Source organism: Comamonas testosteroni ATCC 11996 (assembly GCF_000241525.1).
Lineage (GTDB): Bacteria > Pseudomonadota > Gammaproteobacteria > Burkholderiales > Burkholderiaceae_C > Comamonas > Comamonas testosteroni.
The window spans coordinates 78,962-97,313 of sequence record NZ_AHIL01000059.1; the positions used below are offsets into that span (position 1 = coordinate 78,962).

At 57.9% G+C, this 18,352-nt stretch carries 18 protein-coding genes and 2 pseudogenes; 13 read left to right on the top strand and 7 right to left on the bottom strand.

Annotation, left to right across the window (positions count from 1 at the left end; all coding sequences use genetic code 11):
* Positions 1 to 128: 128 nt before the first annotated feature.
* From CTATCC11996_RS23995 to CTATCC11996_RS24005, 3 genes are all read right to left on the bottom strand, one after another.
* A complete protein-coding gene (locus CTATCC11996_RS23995) occupies positions 129 to 1,289 on the bottom strand; it encodes a FecR family protein (RefSeq protein ID WP_003081555.1) in 1,161 nt (386 codons plus the stop codon).
* A gap of 80 nt (positions 1,290 to 1,369) precedes the next feature.
* Positions 1,370 to 1,867 carry an RNA polymerase sigma factor gene (locus tag CTATCC11996_RS24000; RefSeq protein ID WP_034350297.1) on the bottom strand — a complete coding sequence of 166 codons (498 nt, stop codon included), beginning with the start codon at positions 1,865 to 1,867 and terminating at the stop codon, positions 1,370 to 1,372.
* 343 nt (positions 1,868 to 2,210) lie between these two features.
* The gene (locus CTATCC11996_RS24005) at positions 2,211 to 3,134 is read right to left on the bottom strand and encodes a LysR family transcriptional regulator (RefSeq protein ID WP_003081559.1); all 924 of its coding nucleotides are present in this window, start codon (positions 3,132 to 3,134) and stop codon (positions 2,211 to 2,213) included.
* Between the two features lie 87 nt (positions 3,135 to 3,221).
* On the opposite strand from CTATCC11996_RS24005, the gene CTATCC11996_RS24010 reads away from it, so the two are divergent.
* The 4 genes from CTATCC11996_RS24010 to CTATCC11996_RS24030 all read left to right on the top strand — a co-directional run bounded on the left by CTATCC11996_RS24010 (position 3,222) and on the right by CTATCC11996_RS24030 (position 6,921).
* Positions 3,222 to 3,728, top strand: coding sequence for a GNAT family N-acetyltransferase (locus CTATCC11996_RS24010; protein WP_003081561.1), 507 nt, complete (start codon positions 3,222 to 3,224; stop codon positions 3,726 to 3,728).
* 247 nt (positions 3,729 to 3,975) lie between these two features.
* Entirely contained in the window at positions 3,976 to 5,022 is a 1,047-nt protein-coding gene (locus CTATCC11996_RS24015) for a GNAT family N-acetyltransferase (protein ID WP_169315355.1), read from the top strand.
* Between the two features lie 460 nt (positions 5,023 to 5,482).
* Positions 5,483 to 6,181, top strand: coding sequence for a hypothetical protein (locus CTATCC11996_RS24025; RefSeq protein ID WP_003081565.1), 699 nt, complete (start codon positions 5,483 to 5,485; stop codon positions 6,179 to 6,181).
* A gap of 284 nt (positions 6,182 to 6,465) precedes the next feature.
* On the top strand, positions 6,466 to 6,921 hold the full coding sequence (locus tag CTATCC11996_RS24030; protein WP_003081567.1) for a hypothetical protein: 456 nt from the start codon (positions 6,466 to 6,468) through the stop codon (positions 6,919 to 6,921).
* A gap of 525 nt (positions 6,922 to 7,446) precedes the next feature.
* On the opposite strand, the pseudogene CTATCC11996_RS24035 reads toward CTATCC11996_RS24030, so the two are convergent.
* Positions 7,447 to 7,713: pseudogene (locus tag CTATCC11996_RS24035) on the bottom strand (transposase); the annotation flags it as partial.
* Between the two features lie 77 nt (positions 7,714 to 7,790).
* On the opposite strand from CTATCC11996_RS24035, the gene CTATCC11996_RS25785 reads away from it, so the two are divergent.
* The gene (locus tag CTATCC11996_RS25785) at positions 7,791 to 7,964 is read left to right on the top strand and encodes a hypothetical protein (RefSeq protein ID WP_155278089.1); all 174 of its coding nucleotides are present in this window, start codon (positions 7,791 to 7,793) and stop codon (positions 7,962 to 7,964) included.
* A 60-nt stretch (positions 7,965 to 8,024) separates the two neighbouring features.
* Here the strand turns inward: CTATCC11996_RS25785 and CTATCC11996_RS24040 are convergent, their stop codons facing one another.
* Complete coding sequence (locus CTATCC11996_RS24040) at positions 8,025 to 9,011, bottom strand: LysR family transcriptional regulator (RefSeq protein ID WP_236597813.1); 987 nt, start codon at positions 9,009 to 9,011, stop codon at positions 8,025 to 8,027.
* A 76-nt stretch (positions 9,012 to 9,087) separates the two neighbouring features.
* On the opposite strand from CTATCC11996_RS24040, the gene CTATCC11996_RS24045 reads away from it, so the two are divergent.
* Both CTATCC11996_RS24045 and CTATCC11996_RS24050 read left to right on the top strand, forming a co-directional pair.
* On the top strand, positions 9,088 to 10,086 hold the full coding sequence (locus tag CTATCC11996_RS24045; protein WP_003081572.1) for a Bug family tripartite tricarboxylate transporter substrate binding protein: 999 nt from the start codon (positions 9,088 to 9,090) through the stop codon (positions 10,084 to 10,086).
* A gap of 18 nt (positions 10,087 to 10,104) precedes the next feature.
* Positions 10,105 to 11,358: an amidase gene (locus tag CTATCC11996_RS24050; protein ID WP_003081574.1), complete on the top strand. Its 1,254-nt coding sequence runs from the start codon at positions 10,105 to 10,107 to the stop codon at positions 11,356 to 11,358.
* Here the strand turns inward: CTATCC11996_RS24050 and CTATCC11996_RS25335 are convergent.
* Both CTATCC11996_RS25335 and CTATCC11996_RS24055 read right to left on the bottom strand, forming a co-directional pair.
* Positions 11,348 to 11,608 (bottom strand): helix-turn-helix domain-containing protein, encoded by a 261-nt coding sequence (locus CTATCC11996_RS25335; RefSeq protein WP_080569939.1) that lies wholly within the window; start codon positions 11,606 to 11,608, stop codon positions 11,348 to 11,350. The genes CTATCC11996_RS24050 and CTATCC11996_RS25335 overlap by 11 nt on opposite strands.
* 110 nt (positions 11,609 to 11,718) lie before the next feature.
* Positions 11,719 to 12,363 (bottom strand): TetR/AcrR family transcriptional regulator, encoded by a 645-nt coding sequence (locus tag CTATCC11996_RS24055; protein ID WP_003081579.1) that lies wholly within the window; start codon positions 12,361 to 12,363, stop codon positions 11,719 to 11,721.
* 280 nt (positions 12,364 to 12,643) lie between these two features.
* On the opposite strand from CTATCC11996_RS24055, the gene CTATCC11996_RS24060 reads away from it, so the two are divergent.
* The 6 genes and pseudogenes from CTATCC11996_RS24060 to CTATCC11996_RS24085 form a co-directional block, all read left to right on the top strand.
* The gene (locus CTATCC11996_RS24060; protein ID WP_003081581.1) at positions 12,644 to 14,191 is read left to right on the top strand and encodes a bifunctional 3-(3-hydroxy-phenyl)propionate/3-hydroxycinnamic acid hydroxylase; all 1,548 of its coding nucleotides are present in this window, start codon (positions 12,644 to 12,646) and stop codon (positions 14,189 to 14,191) included.
* Positions 14,192 to 14,222: 31 nt separating this feature from the next.
* On the top strand, positions 14,223 to 15,125 hold the full coding sequence (locus CTATCC11996_RS24065; protein WP_003081583.1) for a VOC family protein: 903 nt from the start codon (positions 14,223 to 14,225) through the stop codon (positions 15,123 to 15,125).
* A 45-nt stretch (positions 15,126 to 15,170) separates the two neighbouring features.
* Positions 15,171 to 16,016 carry an alpha/beta fold hydrolase gene (locus CTATCC11996_RS24070; protein WP_003081586.1) on the top strand — a complete coding sequence of 282 codons (846 nt, stop codon included), beginning with the start codon at positions 15,171 to 15,173 and terminating at the stop codon, positions 16,014 to 16,016.
* 226 nt (positions 16,017 to 16,242) lie between these two features.
* A complete protein-coding gene (locus CTATCC11996_RS24075) occupies positions 16,243 to 17,049 on the top strand; it encodes an MBL fold metallo-hydrolase (RefSeq protein ID WP_236597811.1) in 807 nt (268 codons plus the stop codon).
* A 117-nt stretch (positions 17,050 to 17,166) separates the two neighbouring features.
* The gene (locus CTATCC11996_RS24080; RefSeq protein ID WP_034350307.1) at positions 17,167 to 17,958 is read left to right on the top strand and encodes a 2-keto-4-pentenoate hydratase; all 792 of its coding nucleotides are present in this window, start codon (positions 17,167 to 17,169) and stop codon (positions 17,956 to 17,958) included.
* Between the two features lie 25 nt (positions 17,959 to 17,983).
* Positions 17,984 to 18,352, top strand: a pseudogene (locus CTATCC11996_RS24085) (acetaldehyde dehydrogenase); the annotation flags it as partial.

The window sequence follows — 18,352 nt, forward strand, 5'->3', positions numbered from 1 at the left end:
GGAGAGGGATTCCGAACGTCGAGTAATGAATGAAAATGAAACTCACTACTCTTTAAGACGCATCAGATCACCAGAACTACACCCCTAGTCCGAAAAAATTCAAAATGGCCGCATTGAGCATGAAGTGCTCAATGCGCACTGACGATTTCGGTCTTCCCCGATGACATGCCGACCAGCTTCACAGGCAGGATCTGGCTCAGCATGCGCGCAAACTCCCCTGGTCTATCAATCTGGTAGCTGCCGCCGATGGTCAGAGCGGCAACCGCAGGGTCGCGGATCTCCAGGCCCGTAGGCCCGTAGTGCTCCAGCTCCAGCAATGCATCAGCCAGTGAGGTGTTATCAAAACGCACCAAGCCCTTGCGCCAAAGGGCGACACTGCCGGGAGAAACGCTGGCTACCTGGCCTAACACCCCACTGGATGACACCCTCAGGCCTTGTCCTGCCAGCAACTCGACAGGCAGATCAGCCTTCGCGCTGGCGGTGCTGTAGGAACTGGCGACACGTACATGACCCTTCTCCACCGAAACATTGACAGCCCCGGCATCGGCCCCCTGGTTGCGATAGCGAACGGAAAACCGTGTCCCGAGTACCGTGACACGCGCAGGCCCAGCGAGAACATGAAATGGCTTCTTGGGATCGGCCGCAACCGAGAACATGATTTGTCCATCAGCAATCCGCACTTCTCTGCGGTCGCGGTACATGGTTACCTGAGCCTGGGTGTCGGTGTCCATGGCGAGCTCGGTGCCATCTGGCAAGGTGACATGCCTTTGCTGCCCCTTCTGCGCAACATAGCTGCTCTCGAATGTCGGCTGCAGCATCCATTGATGCCATCCAATCCCTGCCGCAAAGACCGCAGCACAACAGGCAGCGACCAAGGCAGAGCGCGGCTGCACCCAGCTCAACAAAGCGCCTGTGCGCGCCCATCCCTCCATCGCTTTCGGCTTCGCAGGCTCCCCGCCAGGCTGCGCAAAAGATCCACCACTGGCGATGGCCTCGCGTTTGAACGAGGAACGCGCTTTTGCAACCACGTCGGAAGGAGCAGAACGCAGCACCGCCACGTCTTGCGTCAGACGACGAAACGCCGTGTCATGCGCAGCATCCTCAGCCAACCACTGACGCAGGGCTTCATGCTCGCTCTCGCTCAAGCCTTGCTCCCAACGCGAGTGCCATTCAACGGCCGCCACATCCACCGGATTCTGTCGACTGAAAAAATCCGCAAGCTCGCGCGCTTCCGCAGCCTCGTCAAAGGAGGCCGGCACATTGCGCTGGGATGCAAAAGAGTGACTCATCTTAGGGATACGGATGCACGGGGCGGGGCAGAAATTCACCCTCGGCGAAACAGCTACGCAAAACGCACGCGAATTTGCGATCACTCGACATTATCAAGTTCCATTCTGCGCGCAGCACATGCAAGTTTTCCGCGGCTGATGTACTGATTCACCATGCTCAGCGACACTCCCAGACGCTCTGCAATCTCCTTGTTGGGCAACTCATCGAAGATGTACATGCAGAAGGCATCGCGACACCGAGGCGGCAGCCCCTCGATAGTGTCAAGATACGCTTGAATGCTCTGAGACGATGCATAGGCATGCTCGGGCTGCAGATGCAGAGGACTCGCAGGCTGATCCCGCTCCTCCAAAGAATCGATATTTTGATGCTGGCGCACCTCGGCCCGTCTATCCATATCGATTTTGGCGCGCAAGGCCACCTGCCTCAGCAATGCACCTGGCTCAAGAATGACCTGCCCCTTCTGCTGCATGGAAAGCACACGGGCATAGCTTTCCTGCGCCAGGTCAGCCGCAGTATCGCGGTCTCTCACTTTGCGCATGCAGAAATTCAGCAGGTCTCTGTAGTAGCGGGTCAGCACGATCCAAAAAGCCAGTAGCAATGAGTGAGGTCGAACGTGCGCGGCGGTAAGACAGCCCTGGATCCCTGGCGCAAAGAGTTGCGATCAACTACACGGCAAAATTATAGATTGATAATGCGACTTATTCTCAACCAAAGCATCCAGTGCGATGCGAACAACGGATACTGGTCGGTCGTGCCCCCTGTTCGGCTCAATGTCGACCGGCATACCTGATGGGTACCGACAGCAAACCGCCTCAAGCCGCCGTTCGAAAATCTGCGGTGGCCGGCTGCTTCTGGCCGAGAGCCGCCAGTTATCTAAAGCAGCTCTCGACCCACGAAGCTCAATCGCTCTCACGCTTTTGTCACCCTTGGGGGTGCAATATGCTCTCCAGACGAGCGCGCATCCAGCGATGCCATGGACTGCTCAGATGCCGGTGCTGAAAATACACGTTCAAGGTGTATGACGGCACCTCAAAAGGTGCTTTGAAGATCGCAATTGCTGCCGATGCCTCCAACTGCAGTGCCGCCAGGCGGGGCAGCGTGATGAGCAAATCTGAATTTGCAACGATAAAAGGCGCGGCCATGACACTGGGCAGCTCTATCGCAATCTCGCGAGTCCACCCGCCCTTGCTCAAAGCTGAGTCTATGACGCCTTTCTCCTCCTGCCAGGGTTTCACGACCACATGGCGTTCCGCGAGATATTGCGCCATGGAGAGCCTCTTGCCGATGCGAGGATGACCTCTGCGTGCAACGACGACATAGGCATCGGTATGTCCCTGCAAGACCTCCACGCCTTCTTGCGCAGGGCTGAATTCATCCGAAAAACCCATGACGAAATGGGCTCCTTCTTGCACCAGGTCGCTGTAGGCATCCCGATGACGCGAATGGACCACTCGCAGGCGTACATGAGGAGCCGCACGCTCAATCCTGGAGATCAACGCAGGCATCAAAGCAAAGGTGGTGAAGTCGGTCGCAGCAAAAGTGAAAGACTGAGTGCTGCTGCCAGGCGCAAACGTTGCCGGGTCGCCCAGCTGGTCCGAAAGCGTATGCAGTGCCAGCGTAATTCCCTCCGCCATCTCGGTGGCTCGCGGTGTGGGCTGCATGCTGCTGCCTGTGCGAAAAAACAGCTCATCACCCAATCCCTCCCGCAGTCGGGCCAGGGCATGGCTGCACGCAGAAGGGCTGATGGCCAGCTCATCGGCTGCAGCAACGACACTGCGGTGGCGAAACAGTGCGTCAAAGACCAGCAGCAGATTGAGATCGAGACGGCGCAAAGCAAAGTGCATGACATGCAGTATGCAATGAAAACAATGCACTACATGCAGTGTCCATTCCAATTAGCATCATGAAATTGATGATTTATGAGCCTTGAAATGACCTCCGCCATGACACCAGATCTCACGTTCCGCCATGCCCAAGCAGAAGATGCCGATCGCTGCTATGCCATCGAAGCCGGTGCCTATGAGGGTGATGAAGCCGCAACGCTTGCCAAGATCACCAAGCGTATTCGTGAATATCCGCTTGGCTTCCTGATCATGGAGCGCGATGGACAGATCATTGGATTCATCAACAGTGGCTGCGCCTACGAGGTGCGCATGTCTGACGAGGAGTTCAAGGAGCTGGTCGGGCATGACGCTGCCGCACCTAACGTGGTCATCATGTCCGTGGTGATCGATCCGGCTTTCCAAGGCCGAGGCTACGCCGCCACCATGATGCATACCTTTGTCGAGCAGATGCGCGCCGAGGACAAGAAAACCATCCACCTGATGTGCAAGGAGCGGCATGTGGGGCTGTACTCTCGCCTGGGATTCCAGTACCAGCGTCCTTCGGACTCAGACCACGGTGGCATGGCCTGGCACGAAATGGTCATGGTCCTGTGAACTGCACGAACTTCGAGGGCTCAAAGCCTTGGCCAATGATTGCTTCTGGCCGATCTAAGGCTGTCGCTGATCGACCCATATTGGCCAGTGGCTAATTGAATCAATTGGCTGACGCCCGCCTGGTAGCAACCAATTAGAAATACCATGGTTGGACTGTTCCATCCAAAAGCCTAGTGACTGTGCTTTACTCCCGCGTTCTTTGCTGGGGAAATTTATGCACTGATCTATACCTGTGCAGCTGAACATAATGGACCTACCTGCCGATTTTCCCGAGTTTTTCCTGCCCAGCTGTACATTGCGACGGATTCATCGTGATGACGTCCAGGCGATTTTTTCCGGGCTTTCCAATCCGCAGGTGATTGCCCACTACGGCGTGTCTTACGACAGCCTTGAAGCGACGGACGAGCAGATGCGCTGGTACGACGCGTTGCTGGAGGAGCATCGGGGCATTTGGTGGGGCGTCACCCTCCCGGGGAGGGATGAACTTATTGGCGCCTGTGGTTTCAACGATTGGTCTCACTCCGATCGCAGCCTGGATATCGGCTATTGGCTGATGCCAGAACACTGGGGACGAGGGCTGATGCAGGAGTGTCTTCCCGCCATCCTCCGCTTCGCTCTGTCCTCACTCGGCGTACACCGCATCCACGCAGATGTTGAACCTGAGAACCCCGCCAGCACTCGTTTGTTGAAGCGCATCGGTTTCGTGTTCGAGGGAACCCTGCGAGATGTGGAATATAAGGACGGTCGCTTCCTCAGCCTGCACCAGTACAGCTTGCTGACCACTGATCCGGCGGGGCGAGCTTTGCAGGAAGACAACACTCCTATCCTTCGCCCATCCCGCGCGTCTGATGCGCAGGCGCTCAGTGCTTTGGCTCATCGCAGCAAAGCCCATTGGGGATACCCCGAAACCTGGATGGAGGCATGGGAGGCCGCGCTGACTTTCCAACCTGAGCAAATGACCGGTCAGTACGCGGTGCTGGTCGCAGCGGATGGGCAACTATTAGGCTTTTATGGTCTTGAGAGCCGCGAGGAAGGCTGGCAGTTGGAACATTGCTGGGTCGACCCACAGTCCATTGGAAGTGGTCATGGACGGCACCTGGTGGAGCATGCGCTGTCTGTAGTGCGCGGACTAGGCGTGAACACTCTGGCGGTGGAGTCGGACCCGTCGGCTCGGGGCTTCTACGAGAGACTGGGTGCACAGCATGTGCGCGATATGCCGCGCCCGATATGTGGTGAGCCCCGATATTTGCCAATACTTGAGTGGGAGTTCAATCACTACCCTCTAGAAAAATAGTGACCGCCGTTCACTTTGCTGTTGGCAGCCATGGCCAGTACCGCTCTTCCTGAACGACGGTTATGGGTCGATTGCTGGCCGACACGCAGGACCGCTGTAGGTACCCTCGGTTTATCGCACTGCCCCATCAAGTCTGCCATCCAGCGACAGACCGCTCACGCAGCCATAAGCAGCCCCTTGCAGGAACTGCTCCAGGGATCGCTCCCGGCCGGTAGCAGCCCGCCACCGAAGGCTGCTCACTACCCAGAGGAGACAGTCACCCTTCAGCCGCAAAGCGGTCCATCGCTTGCCCAAGCCCATGGCTTTCAGTGATGCAGAAGGTTCCATTAAATGAAAAACATGGGCGACGGTAACGAGCAAAACTATCCATAGATGCTGCCGGTTTTGGGATACTGTTGCTCTAGGGCTTGTTGTGTTTGCACTCCGCCATTCGGCCTAGTTCAGGCTTTAAGATGAACTTATGGCATTTGATATTTACGCAGGAACTTTCGTTCGCTTCTATACCCGAGAATGGGAAAACGTCATTCAAGCTCAAGCCCGAATGGACGGCAATGAATACAGGATGATTTATGCAGGGGAAGATCAAGGCCCTCCTCGCAAAGAAGATGTTCTAGCGGCTGTAGATGCATGGAAAAGCGGTATCAATACCGCACTCGAACCCCATGGCCTGGGCCCTATCGAGTGGTCCGAAGAAGACACTCAACCGTACTATACAAACCGTCCATCTTGGGAAGGCTACTCGGCCATTCAACAGTGGGCAGCTCATTTGGAGAGGCCGAACCTCTCCGTCCCCTATCTTCTTCCTGAAAGCTACGCGAGTGGAACAGCCATGGCAAGCATCCTAGAAGACGATAAAAACCTCCATTTCAGGTCAGTTCTTCAAGGTGGTGTCTGGCTTCCTGGTGATTTCGAGTTCCTCTTTAAGTTCCCTGCGCTCACGGATGGTGAAATCATGATTGGTTCAACGGGTCGACTTCTTCGAGAACTCAACGAGCTCAAAGGTCGACCTCTGATATGGGATAAAGAGCTCTCGCTCTCTTTCGATAGAAAGAAGGATTCGATTGCCTTTCAGGAGGCCGCTGAATGGGCATTGCCAATCTTCACGAGTGTTATCGAGCGTGGACATGCTGCAAAAGTCCCCTTCATTCTGTCTTTCTAGAGATGCACCCTAACAATTCATTCGGGTTTCTCGCAGATCAGCGTTTGAACATTTCTGAGCCTGAATATCTTTCAATGTCTCACCAGGAGTTTGAAAACGTCTGGCAACAAGTGAGGGCATTTAGCGAATGCGCCCAATTAACATAAAAGCATCAGCTCCCAGCCTGACTGGTCGTTCAACGCGGACGCCACGGCAGGCCATGCCTTGGGCATTCTCATGGCCTGCCGCAGTATCCTCCGCACTTCGTGCTTCGGCGCCGGTTAACTAGGGCGTTAGACCTTGCAATGACTCTCTCAGAACTCGAAGACGGACTGCGATCAGCTCAGCTGTTCTCGGCGTGTGGCCAATTTCGCAGTGAGCCAGGCGCTATACGGCTCCAGTTGGCTATTGGCTGGGATTGGCTGCCAACCAGTCGTGACCAGCCAGACCCTATTCACGGCCTTAAGCAGCTAGATCAACTAGATGCAGCCGGCCTCGGAGCCGAGCGCCGGGCTGCCGAGCTATCTCTTGTAAAAGCCGTATTGGTGGGACAGCGATCGGTCGAAAGCTATCCGGTGCTTATCGAGGGTCCGGAGGACTACGCACAAGCTGCTCTTGCCGGCGCTCAATTCTCCGCACGCATGGCGGCCCGCGAGCTACTGCTAGAGCAGCCCGGCTTCTGGGTCAAGGTGGTGACGTTTTACATCGCCGGGTTCTGGCCATGCGGCATTCTTCCAAATCAAGATTTGGTTATTTACTAGGCCAGATCTAATAATTCATTCAAACCGAAGCCGCTTTGCGGCTCGGCTTGATTAAGGCGTTGAATGTCTGCTTCTTGATTTCATCAGCGACGGCTCATGGCCGACTGATGATGCCCCGCCCCGTTGACTGCCTGTCATAAACCAGATGCTCAAGGCGCAGCGCCGAAGGTCGGCTTTGCGGCGCTGCGCTCACAAGTAGCCAGGCCCGGCTTCGGCCAGCAGCAGTCCTTGGAGGCGTTCCAGCAAGCGACTGCTTCTGGCTGTATGAGCAGTCTGTCGCCAAATGACAGACTTGATGGGGCCGCGCCACAAACCTGAGGTACCCGTTAGCGGTCGTTCGCGTCGGCCAGCAATCGACCCATTGCAGCCACATTGCGATTCCCGACTAAGGAAGGTCTGCGCAATGCGCTCTGAGATGTGCTGATGCTGGGCGGCCAAACAGATTCGCTGCGACGTTTCGTCCGCAAGCCATCGCAGCGCTGTCTGAAGCCGGTTCTCCTACTCTTTGGCCGTGTACAGGCGCACTCATGCCTGCGCTCCTATCAAACGCCCTCGCACCATCCACAAGTTCGAAAATGCGAACAGGGTGTGCAACTGCGCGGTGTTCTTGGCTAGGCCGCAGTAGTGCACCTTCACGTGGCCGAACTGGCGCTTGATCACACGGAACGGGTGTTCGACCTTGGCCCGGATGCTGGCCTTGAGGCGTTCGAGTTGGTCGGTCAGACTGTCGACCGGGTGAGTCTTGTCCAGCAGCTTGCGCTTGCCTGGGTGCATGGCGATGTTCCAGCGCACGCCATGGCCTCGTACTTTGCTGCTGCCCACCGCAATAAGCGCACCGTGTGTGTAGACGTGTCCGAGCAGGGCGTGGCATGACGATGCGCATCGCTACAGGACGCAGACGTGCATCGGCACGCTGGAGCGCTGACCATGCCGACATCACAGCGCTTGCGGGGGCAGCTGCCCCTGACCAACTCGGAGACACCCGCACGTTGGCCGATCCGGCGGTGGTCGAGCGACTGGTGAAGGATCGCCTCAATACATAGGATTCCGTGCAGAGCTACTGCCTGGAGTAAGAGCGGGGGCTGCCCCCTGCCCCTACCTCATCAAATCCGAGCCAAGCTCACTGCCGGGGCGTCCGGACATAGCTGCGCCACGAACTGTTCGCGAAGCCAGTGGCGAGGCGCGTCGCGCTTGACGCAGACGCGGTGTTGGCGCAAAGCCCAGGGCTCATCCAGTGCTGCAATTACGGTGTGCGCTTCGTCCTGGGGCGTGACTGCCGAGCGCGGCAAGATAGCCAGTCCTGCTCCAGAGGCCACGAGTGCTGCAATTGCCCCAAACCCTGTTACCTGTACGCGCACATCAAGACGGCCGCCAAGCAGCACCGCCTGATTGGTCAGATAGGTATGCAGTGCAGTCCCGGTCTGAAGACTGATGAAGGGGTGATTCAGGCAATCGGAAAAACGTAGTGAGCGGTGCTGGGAAAAAGCATGGCGACGCGGCAACAGCACGACGAAATAATCTTCCCGGTAGGGGTAGAAAAAAAGCTGCGGATGGTCGGTATCCACAGCCACGATCCCCACATCGGCTCGCCCCTCGGCCACAGCCGGAATGATGTCAGTGCCCATGCGCTCCTGCAGATGAATGCGAACGTCGGGATAGCTAGCCAAAAAGGCCGCAAGATCCTGAGGCAAGAATGAGTGCAGGACATTGTTGTTCGCCAGCACCGTGAGCCGGCCGCTCAAGCCTTGGGCGAAGGGAGCCAGGTCACCCTCCATCTGCACGAGACCAGCCACGCATCGCTGCACATGCTCAAGCATGATTTCTCCGGCGGCGGTTGGTACGACCCCACGTGCGTGGCGGACAAAAAGCGCCGTGCCCAACGCCTCTTCAAGCGCTTTGATCCGGAGGCTGGCCGACGAGGGGGAGAGATGGCATCGGGCAGCGCCACGCGACACATTCCCTTCCTGGCAAATCGCATGGAACACTCTCAAATCAGTCAGTTCGTAGCGCATTGTCTTTTTGCTGCTGTGAAATCCCGAGTGTGGCTCCATTAAGGAAAATGACAAAGCATTTGTAAAAGACAAAACCATGATTTGAGAAATCTCGCTTGTTGGGACTGAGCACTCTTTGAATACTTCAGCTTTGATTTACTCAAGGAGACAAACAATGGTTTTGCACGCTACGCTGCGACGTCGGGTGCTGTGGGGCCTATTGGGCGCGACGCTCAGCCCATCGGTGCTGGCTGCTCCAACATCGGCATCCGGCTACCCCCAACGCCCCGTGACCTTCATTTCCCCCTTCCAAGCAGGTGGCGCCACTGATTTGATGGCGCGTGTGCTGGCTCAAAAGCTCGGAGCAGCTTTGGGGCAGCCGTTCGTGGTGGAAAACCGAGTCGGCGCTACCGGCCTCATCGGGGAAACCGCCGTCATGCGTGCCAAACCCGACGGCTACACCATCCTCATCGCCAGCAACAGCAGCCACGTGATTGCGCCACTGCTACAGGCCAAGCGGCCATTCCATCCGGTGAATGACTTTGAGCCGATCAGCATGCTCAGCAGCTATCCCTTGGCATTGACAGTGGCGGCGGGGTCGCCCTTCAAGTCTGTCGCCGATCTGCTTGCGCAAGCCAAAACACAGCCTGGCACGCTCAACTTCGGCAGTGTGGGACAAGGCAGTGTCATTCACCTCGTGAGCGAGCAGTTCGCGCAGCAGGGGCAGGTCAAGCTCACACACATTCCGTACAAGGGCACTCCCGCGTTGACCACGGCACTCCTGTCTGGAGAGATTGGAATGCGGTTTGACAGCGTGGGGTCCACTAAGCTGCTGGTGGAGGCCGGCCGTGCAAAGGTATTGGCTGTCTCCGGCCCTACACGGTCTGCGCTGATGCCCCAGGTTCCCACGTTGCGCGAGGCTGGGGTCAGTGGCGTAGACGCCCTTGTATGGGTAGGAGCCTTTGCCCCTAAAGGTACACCACAGCCGATCGTGGACCTACTGCGCGAAAAGATGCAATCCCTGCTTCGCAATGATCCAGAAGTCAAGCGCGTGCTAGCCGGCAACGGAATGGACCCCATCGGTTCGCAAAGTACCGAGTTCGCAAAGGCCATAGCGGACGAGTCCAACCGCTGGTCCCAGCTGCTGACCCGGATCGACCTGCAACTCAATTGATCAGGAAAATTTTCAGATATGCCCATACTTGACAACGCGGCTCGCAATGATTTGCTGCAACCGGGACTTGGCGGAGCCTTTGTACGCGAGGGCTTTGGCACTGCTCCGCCTTTTACGCCGACCGGCAATGCCCTGGCCGGCATGCGCATGGGGGTCAAGGATATATTCCTTGTGCAGGGTCAACGCATGGGGGGTGGAACGCCGGCCTGGGGAGCGCAGCAACCTATCGCCCAAGAAAGTGCACCAGCAGTGCAACTGTGCCTGGAAGCAGGCGCGCACTGGATCGGAAAGACAGTCACGGACGAGCTGGCCTACAGCCTTGCAGGTATCAATCATCACTATGGCATGCCCTACAACGCTGGTGCGCCGGGGCGACTACCTGGAGGTTCATCATCTGGCTCGGCTGCTGCCGTGTCCGCTGGTGACGTGGACTTCGCGCTCGGCACCGACGCCGGTGGTTCCTGCCGGTTGCCAGCCAGCTATTGCGGTATTTGGGGAATCCGGACGACGCAAGGGCGCTTGCCGGGTGGGGGATTCAAACTGGCACCCAGCTTCGATACCGTCGGCTGGTTTGCCAAGTCCGGCGAAGACATGGCACGCATTCATGCCGTGATTGACAATGAGGCTGTACACGAGGCCCAGCCTGACCTTCAGATACTCCTGTTTGAAGACGCCCTGCATGTGTGTGACCCTGACGTTCGCACCATGTTCATGGACGATTTGCAGCGACTCGGCCTGAATGGGCAGTGGTTACCTGCCGGCGAACTTCCTCTTGCCCACTGGGCGCAAGCCCACCGTATCCTGGCAGGAGCGGAAACTTGGAGCATCCACGGCGATTGGGTGACAGCACATGGCGCAGCATTGGGGGCCGATGTCCGCGCCCGGTTCGGGTTCGCTTCGCAAGCCGCTCAAGAAGACCTGGCGGTGTGGCAAGCCCTCCGAGATGCCGCTACCCGTATGCTCGACAAGCTGTTTGCTGATACGGGGGCATTCGTGCTGCTACCTACTGTTCCAGGGCCAGCGCCCATGCGCGATACCGCAGCTCATGAATTGCAACGCATGCGAGAAATGGCGCAGCAGTTGCTTTGCATCGCAGGACTGGCAGGGCTTCCGCAGGTGAGCTTTCCGTGGCGCAACGTGGATGGAGCACCGGTAGGCATGTCCGTCATTGGCCCTCGCGATGCAGATGCCCAGGTGTTGGCTGCAGCCATTGATTGCCACAAGCGCATGACGACCGATATTCCTGCAGCGGCTAAAGACGCTATTCGTTGACGGGGTTGAATGTGCTTCGGTACTGCTGAGGAGTAACGCCCACGCAGCGCACAAAAGCTCTGCGCATGCGTTCTGAATCCACAAAGCCGTATTCAAACGCAATGGTTTTCAGGGGCGTGGCGCTGCACTCCAGCATGGATCGGTCGGCATCCGCCCGTGCCCGCTCCACAAACTCCCAAGGCGTTATTTGAAGCTCTTTCCTAACGCGTACCTCAGGTTTGTGGTGCGGCCAGAAATCGACCCAAAGCAGTCGCTAGCAAGATCACCAGCCAGTGTCTGCTCTGGGCGGGAGCGGTCACTCGACACCAGGCAATCTGGACGAAGTCTGGCCGCAAGTTTGCATGCCGGTTAGCCTGTGACTCAACACCGAACACAAGCCTGAGCTTCACCGAGAGCCACCATCGCATCAGTGAGCTGGGCCATGTATTGCGACATCGCTCGGCCATCACCTGATTGCATACCCACGAATGCACCGTCGAAGCCTGCGACACCGAAGAATGCCAATGCATTCGCCAACTCATCAGCGACCTTCTCGCCCTTGTCGTTAAAGGACATCCGAATCATGTGTCGCATGTAGTCGAGACCCTCTTTACGGATCTCGGCGATCGTTTGCATTGCTTCGGGAGCATCTGTGGCCTCGCTGCTCATAACCAGCAGCAGCAGCAGACGAAGAAAGTCCTCTCGATGCACAAAGACTTCACCCGTCTTGTGCAGGTACCAACCAAGTCGCTCACGTGGCGTTCCACCTTCCGGGGGCGGCTGATGAGCATCGCGCATCGCAGCGAAGAACTCCCTCGCGCCACGCGCCATCACTTCGGACAGCAGACCCGCCTTTGACTCGAAATGGTGATAGATCGCGCTCTTGGGAATACCGCTTTCCTGCACTAGTGCGGACATCGATGTGCCGGCATAGCCACGGGTAGCCATCACCTTGGCTGCCGCATCGAGTATCTCCTGACGCGAACGTTGTCCGCGCCGATTTCCATTGCTTTTGCTCTCTTCCATATGTGCAGTGTATGTGTCTGGCGACTTCACATGCAGCACTCGGCAGCAGCAATTGCCTTCGGTGTACCTGCCGTCCACCTCAAATCATGTGGGCTCTTAATACGTTCACACATCAAATTCATACATGAAAACCCTTACTAGTTTTCACTAATCACAAGTTATGGACCAATCGGTACATTCTTGTTTTGTACCGATTGGTCCAATTTAATCCATGTCAAAGCATGCTTGATCTGAGCTTTATGACTGGCACCAACGGTTGCGAACTCAGGAGACAAGCTAAATGACCACCAAGACCTACGACGCAGACGTTGCCATCGTCGGCTATGGCCCGACAGGGCTGATCGGCGCGCTAACCCTCGCCAACAAAGGCGTATCTGTGATTGCGCTGGAGCGTGAGCAAGACATCTACCAACGAGCCCGTGCTGTGACGGTCAATGACTGGACGATGCGCATCTTCCAGGACCTGGGAATTGATGAGCGCATCGAGAAAGTCATAGATCCACAGCGCGCGCTTCGCTGGATCACCTATGACGGCACGGAAATCATGCGAGTGGAGCACCCACCGAGCACCTTGGGTCGCAAGCCGCGCTTCTACAACATCTACCAACCCACCATGGAGGCTGAACTGCGCCGCTGCGGCGATGCCTACGGGGAGCGCCTACAGGTCCGGTACGGCGCTGAAGTCATCGCTATCGAGCAAGACTCTGACGGCGTGACGCTGACCAGCCGTGACAAAGCAACCGGCAAGCTGAGTTCCGTGCGGGCACGCTACGCGATTGCCGCCGACGGGGGCTCCAGCCCCTGCCGTGGGATGCTCGGGATAGATCTGCTGGGTGACACCAATGACGTGACGTGGGTGGTCATCGACTGCCGCGTCAAGCGCTGGTGGCCTGACCGTGACTTTCTGACTTTCTGGTCTGACAAAAACCGCCCTGTGGTCGATATCGCGCTCTCGGCTGGCAATCACCGCTGGGAAATTCCTCTCACGCCAGGCGAGACACCGGCCGACTACCCATCCAGTGCAGAGGTCTGGCCACTGCTCAAGGCCTTGGGCGTGACGGAAGACGATGTCGAGATTCACCAGCACGCGTTCTACAAGCACCATGTACGCATGGCCGACACGTGGCGCAAGGACCGCGTCTTCCTGGCCGGTGATGCAGCTCACTTGATGCCTCCATGGGCAGGCGCTGGCATGCAAACAGGCATGCGTGATACTTTTAATTTGGGTTGGAAGATGGCCCGCGTCATCAAGGGCGAGTTGCCCGACAACTGGCTCGACACCTATGAAACGGAACGCCGCCCCAATGCGGTCTTCTACACCAATCTGGCCGTAGCTCTGGGACGGGTAATCAAGCAGGAGGCTAGTGCCGAGGAAATCGAAGCCCTCCATGCAGTACCCACCGAGACAGTAACGCCCTACGAACCGCCTTTGATCGCACCGCCTGCACTGGAAGCAGGATGGATACGCGGCGCCACAGGCGATGCCAGCATCGTCGGCCGAATGATTCCTCAGCCCATCGCGGGAGACACTTTCGGAAAGATGGCCCGTCTCGACACCTTGCTGGGTGATGGCTTCGTCTTGCTGGGCGTCGATACGAATCCAGCTGACTTGCTGACCCCAGAAGAAAAAGCCGGCTGGGACGCACTCAATGCTCGATACCTCACGGTTCGCCCCAAAACCGCTTACACGCACGGTTCTGATGAGCTGGTGGATCTCGACAACGTATTGCTGCCTTGGCTACAGCGCTACGGAGTCAAAACCATCGCCATACGCCCAGACAAGTTCGTAGCGGCAGCCGATACCAGTGGCCTCGCTGTGCCCGCCTGAACACCTCCCGTAGTTCTGTAAGGAGACTCCAATGAGTAGCGTGAATCAACTTGCCTATGTGGGCATTGAGGCCAGTGACCTTGCCGACTGGGAGCGCTTCGGCGTCGACCTGCTGGGTATGCAGCTGGGCTCCAGGAGCTCTGACTCCCTGCAATTGCGCATGGATGACAAAGTCTATCGATGGTTGATACAGAAGGGCCCCGCGGACGATCTGTCGCTCACCGGTTTTGAGTGCGGCAACGATGCAGACCTCGATGCCATCGTTGCACGCCTGCAAGCCGCAGGTCACCAAGTGCAGCAAGGGGATGCAGCCCTTGCAGAGCAGCGCCAAGTCCAGCGCATCTTTGTAACGGCAGACCCACTCGGGAATCGTGTGGAGCTGGTCACGGGATTCGCAACCGCAAGCACACCCTTCGTCTCCAAAACGCTGAAATCCAGCTTTGTGACGGGCTTCGGCGGCGCGGGCCATCAGGTACTCATGGAGCGAGGCATAGATCGCCAGCAGTTGATGCACTGGTATGGGCTGCTCGGCTTCAAACTGACCGATGTGATCGACGAGAAGCTGGCTCCCAACTTCATTGCCAGCGTGGCGTTCATGCACTGCAATGGTCGCCATCACACCTTGGCCCTGGCAAATATGCCGTTTCCCAAGCGCATTCACCACTTCATGGTCGAAGTGTCCTCCATGGATGACGTGGGCCATGCCTATGACCGCTGCATGGACGACCGAAGGCAGTTCGAGATGACGCTAGGCGTGCACCCCAACGATCAGATGTTCAGCTTCTATGTCCGTACCCCTTCGGGCTTCAACGTGGAGTTCGGCTGGGGTGGCTTGGTCATTGATGAGCAGACCTGGCAGGTCCAGCACCTGGATCACCTCAGTAGCTGGGGACACCGCCACCCCAAGGCTGTAGCTGAGTTGCTGCAAGCCTGAGCCTCGACTTCATTTCATTTATCCCAAAGTCCCAAGGAGATACCAATGTCTATCACGCAAGCCAGCACTAGCCGTACCGTCAAAACTCGCGACTGGAACCTGCAATATTACGAAGCCGGTGAAGGTCATCCCGTCATACTGCTGCATGGCAGCGGTCCGGGCGCCACCGGTTGGAGCAACTTCTCCGGCAACATTGAGACGCTGGCGCGCCAGTTCCGCGTGCTCGCGGTTGATATGCCCGGCTGGGGCCTGTCCGATGCGTGCACGGTGGACCGCCTCGACCATGTGGATGCAGCTATCCAGTTCATGGATGCACTCGGTATCGAGAAGGCGGCCTTTGTCGGCAACTCCATGGGTGGTCAGACTTCTCTGCGTCTGGCAACCGAGTATCCGGAGCGCATCAGCCACCTCGTCACCATGGGGCCGCCCGTGGGCAAGATGCCTTCGCTGTTCGGAGCCGGCGACGGCCCCTCCGAAGGTCTGAAGGTTCTGATCCAGGCTTACCAGGACGCGTCACCAGAGAACATGCGCCGTCTGGTTGAAATCATGACGTTCGACAAAGCGCGCTTTGCCACTCCCGAATTGACGAAAGCACGCTCCGATGCGGCGCTGGCCCGCCCGGAACATCTGAAGAACTACGTTGCTGGACTGCCCCAGGGTGCACCGCTGCCCAAGTGGGTGGACCGCTCCAAACTGCCGCAGATCCAGATCCCCACGCTGCTGATTCACGGCCGTGACGACCGCGTCGTTTCATATGAAAGCTCTCTGTTCTTGCTCGCCTGCATCCCCAATAGCCGACTGGTACTACTCAATCGCTGCGGCCACTGGGCAATGATCGAACACGCCGAGGAATTCAACCGCCTGGTTGCAGACTTCATCGCCAGCAACTAAGCACTTGCATAGGCCTGCTGCGCCGACGTGGTCGCGACAGGCCCTGGACTTGCTTACTGAAATTTCATGAATGGAGAACAGCATGAAACTGAAGACTCTCCTGGGCGCCAGCTTGCTGGTGGCAGCCTGGGCTGGCGGAGCATTCGCACAGACGCGACTTGTGACCCTTGGCACCCAGGGTGGACCTCTGCCATCCACCGCTCGGTCGCAGCCAGCCAATGCACTGATGGTGGGCGACAAGGTATATGTCATTGATGCGGGTGACGGCGTCCTGCGACAGCTGTATGCGGCAGGCATAGATCTGCGCAAGGTCAGGCAGATCTTCATCACCCATGACCATGACGATCACAACGCTGGCTGGGGCTCATTGCTGGGCGTGCAGTGGGATCTCGGGATCTGGCCGGTGGACGTCTACGCACCGAGTGCGAAGTCCATGATGAATGGCTTTCTTCAGTATTTCTCGGTCAACGCACGCATTCGCCAAGCAGACTCAAAAAGCGGAAAACTCCCTCCCGAGAAAGCATTTCATGCGCATGACATCCAAGGCAATGGCCTGGTCTTCAAAGATGACTTGATCAGCGTTACGGCCCAGGAGAACTGTCACTACAAGGTAGACCCGGCTGCTGACGCCAAACGCGGCAAACAAGATCGCTCCTATGCGTTGCGCATCCAGACGCCCGACAAGACTATCGTTTTCAGCGGTGACACAGGCCAATGTCCTGCGCTGACTGCCTTCGCCAAGGACGCCGACCTGCTTGTGCATGAGGTCATAGACCTGCCTCTGACTCGCGAGATGATGCGACGCCAGCATGTACCCGATGCAGTAGCGGACGGCATGATGCGCCACATGACCGAGGAGCACACGGTACCGGAAGACATCGGCTTGCTCGCGAAGGCCGCCGGCGTCAAGAAAGTCATCCTGACACATCTGGTCCCCGGCGGCGATGAGCCAGATTCGCGATACACCGACGGCGTTCGCAAGCACTTCAGTGGACCTGTCGAAGTGGCACGCGATCTCATGGTCTTCGAATAGAGGCCCCCCAGAGTAAACAGCACTTCACCACCGGCTGCACCAGGTCTGTGGTGTGGTCGGCCGACTGCGGCCGAAGGCAAAGAGCCTTGCTCCTTACCCGATCACAGCTCCCCCCATATGACTGCCCCATCAACAAACCTTCATGCTGCTGCCCTGGCCATACGAGAGGCTCGCAGCTCCCGCTGCCCGATTGCCAGGGTATCCGAAACCTTTGGCATTACCGGGCTCGACGCTGCCTACCAAGTGGCTCAACTCAATACACAGGCTTGCCTGGAAGATCCAGCCCGCCGAGTCATTGGCCTCAAGGTTGGACTCACCAGCAAAGCTGTACAACAGCAGCTGGGAGTGGATCAACCCGACTTCGGAGTGCTGTTCAACGACATGGAATACATGAATGGCGACACCATTCCCATGAGTCGACTCATCCAGCCCAAGGTGGAGGCCGAGGTTGCCTTTGTCGTCGGCAAGGATTTAGGCAGCCATGCGCCCTCCTGGGCCGAGTTCCTCAACGCCCTGGCTTATGCCTTGCCAGCCCTGGAGATCGTGGACAGCGTGATCCAGGACTGGAAGATCACCCTGGTGGATACCGTAGCCGATAACGCATCTTCGGGTCTCTATGTGCTGGGCGAACAGCCTGTCAGCATCGGCGCACTGGACACCTCAGCCCTTGGCATGCAGATGAGCATCAACGGCAGAACCGTTTCGGTCGGCACGGGCGCCGCCTGCCTGGGCCACCCTCTGCGCGCAGCCTACTGGCTGGCCTGCACCATGGCCGAGCGCGGCCATCCCTTGCGCGCTGGCCAACTCATTCTGTCCGGTGCCTTGGGACCCATGGTAGCTCTCAGCAACGGCGACTTGGTCCAGGCACATCTGGGCAGCCTGGGCAGCGTCGGCTGCCGCCTGGCCTGACGACCCCTCTCCTACAAGGACACCCATGAGCAAGAAACTCAAGGCCGCCATCATCGGCAGCGGCAATATCGGCACGGATCTGATGATCAAGATCCTGCGCCATGGCAAAAACATCGAGATGGGCGCCATGGTCGGCATCGATCCCCACTCCGACGGCCTGGCCCGCGCCTCCCGCATGGGCGTGGCCACCACCCACGAGGGCGTGGAAGGCCTCACACGCATGCCCGGGTTCGCCGACATCGACTTTGTGTTCGATGCCACCAGCGCGGGCGCACATGTGAAGAACGACGCCTTTTTGCGCAGCCTCAAGCCCGGCATCCGCATGATCGACCTGACGCCGGCAGCCATCGGCCCGTACTGCATTCCCGTGGTCAACGGCGACATGCATCTGGAT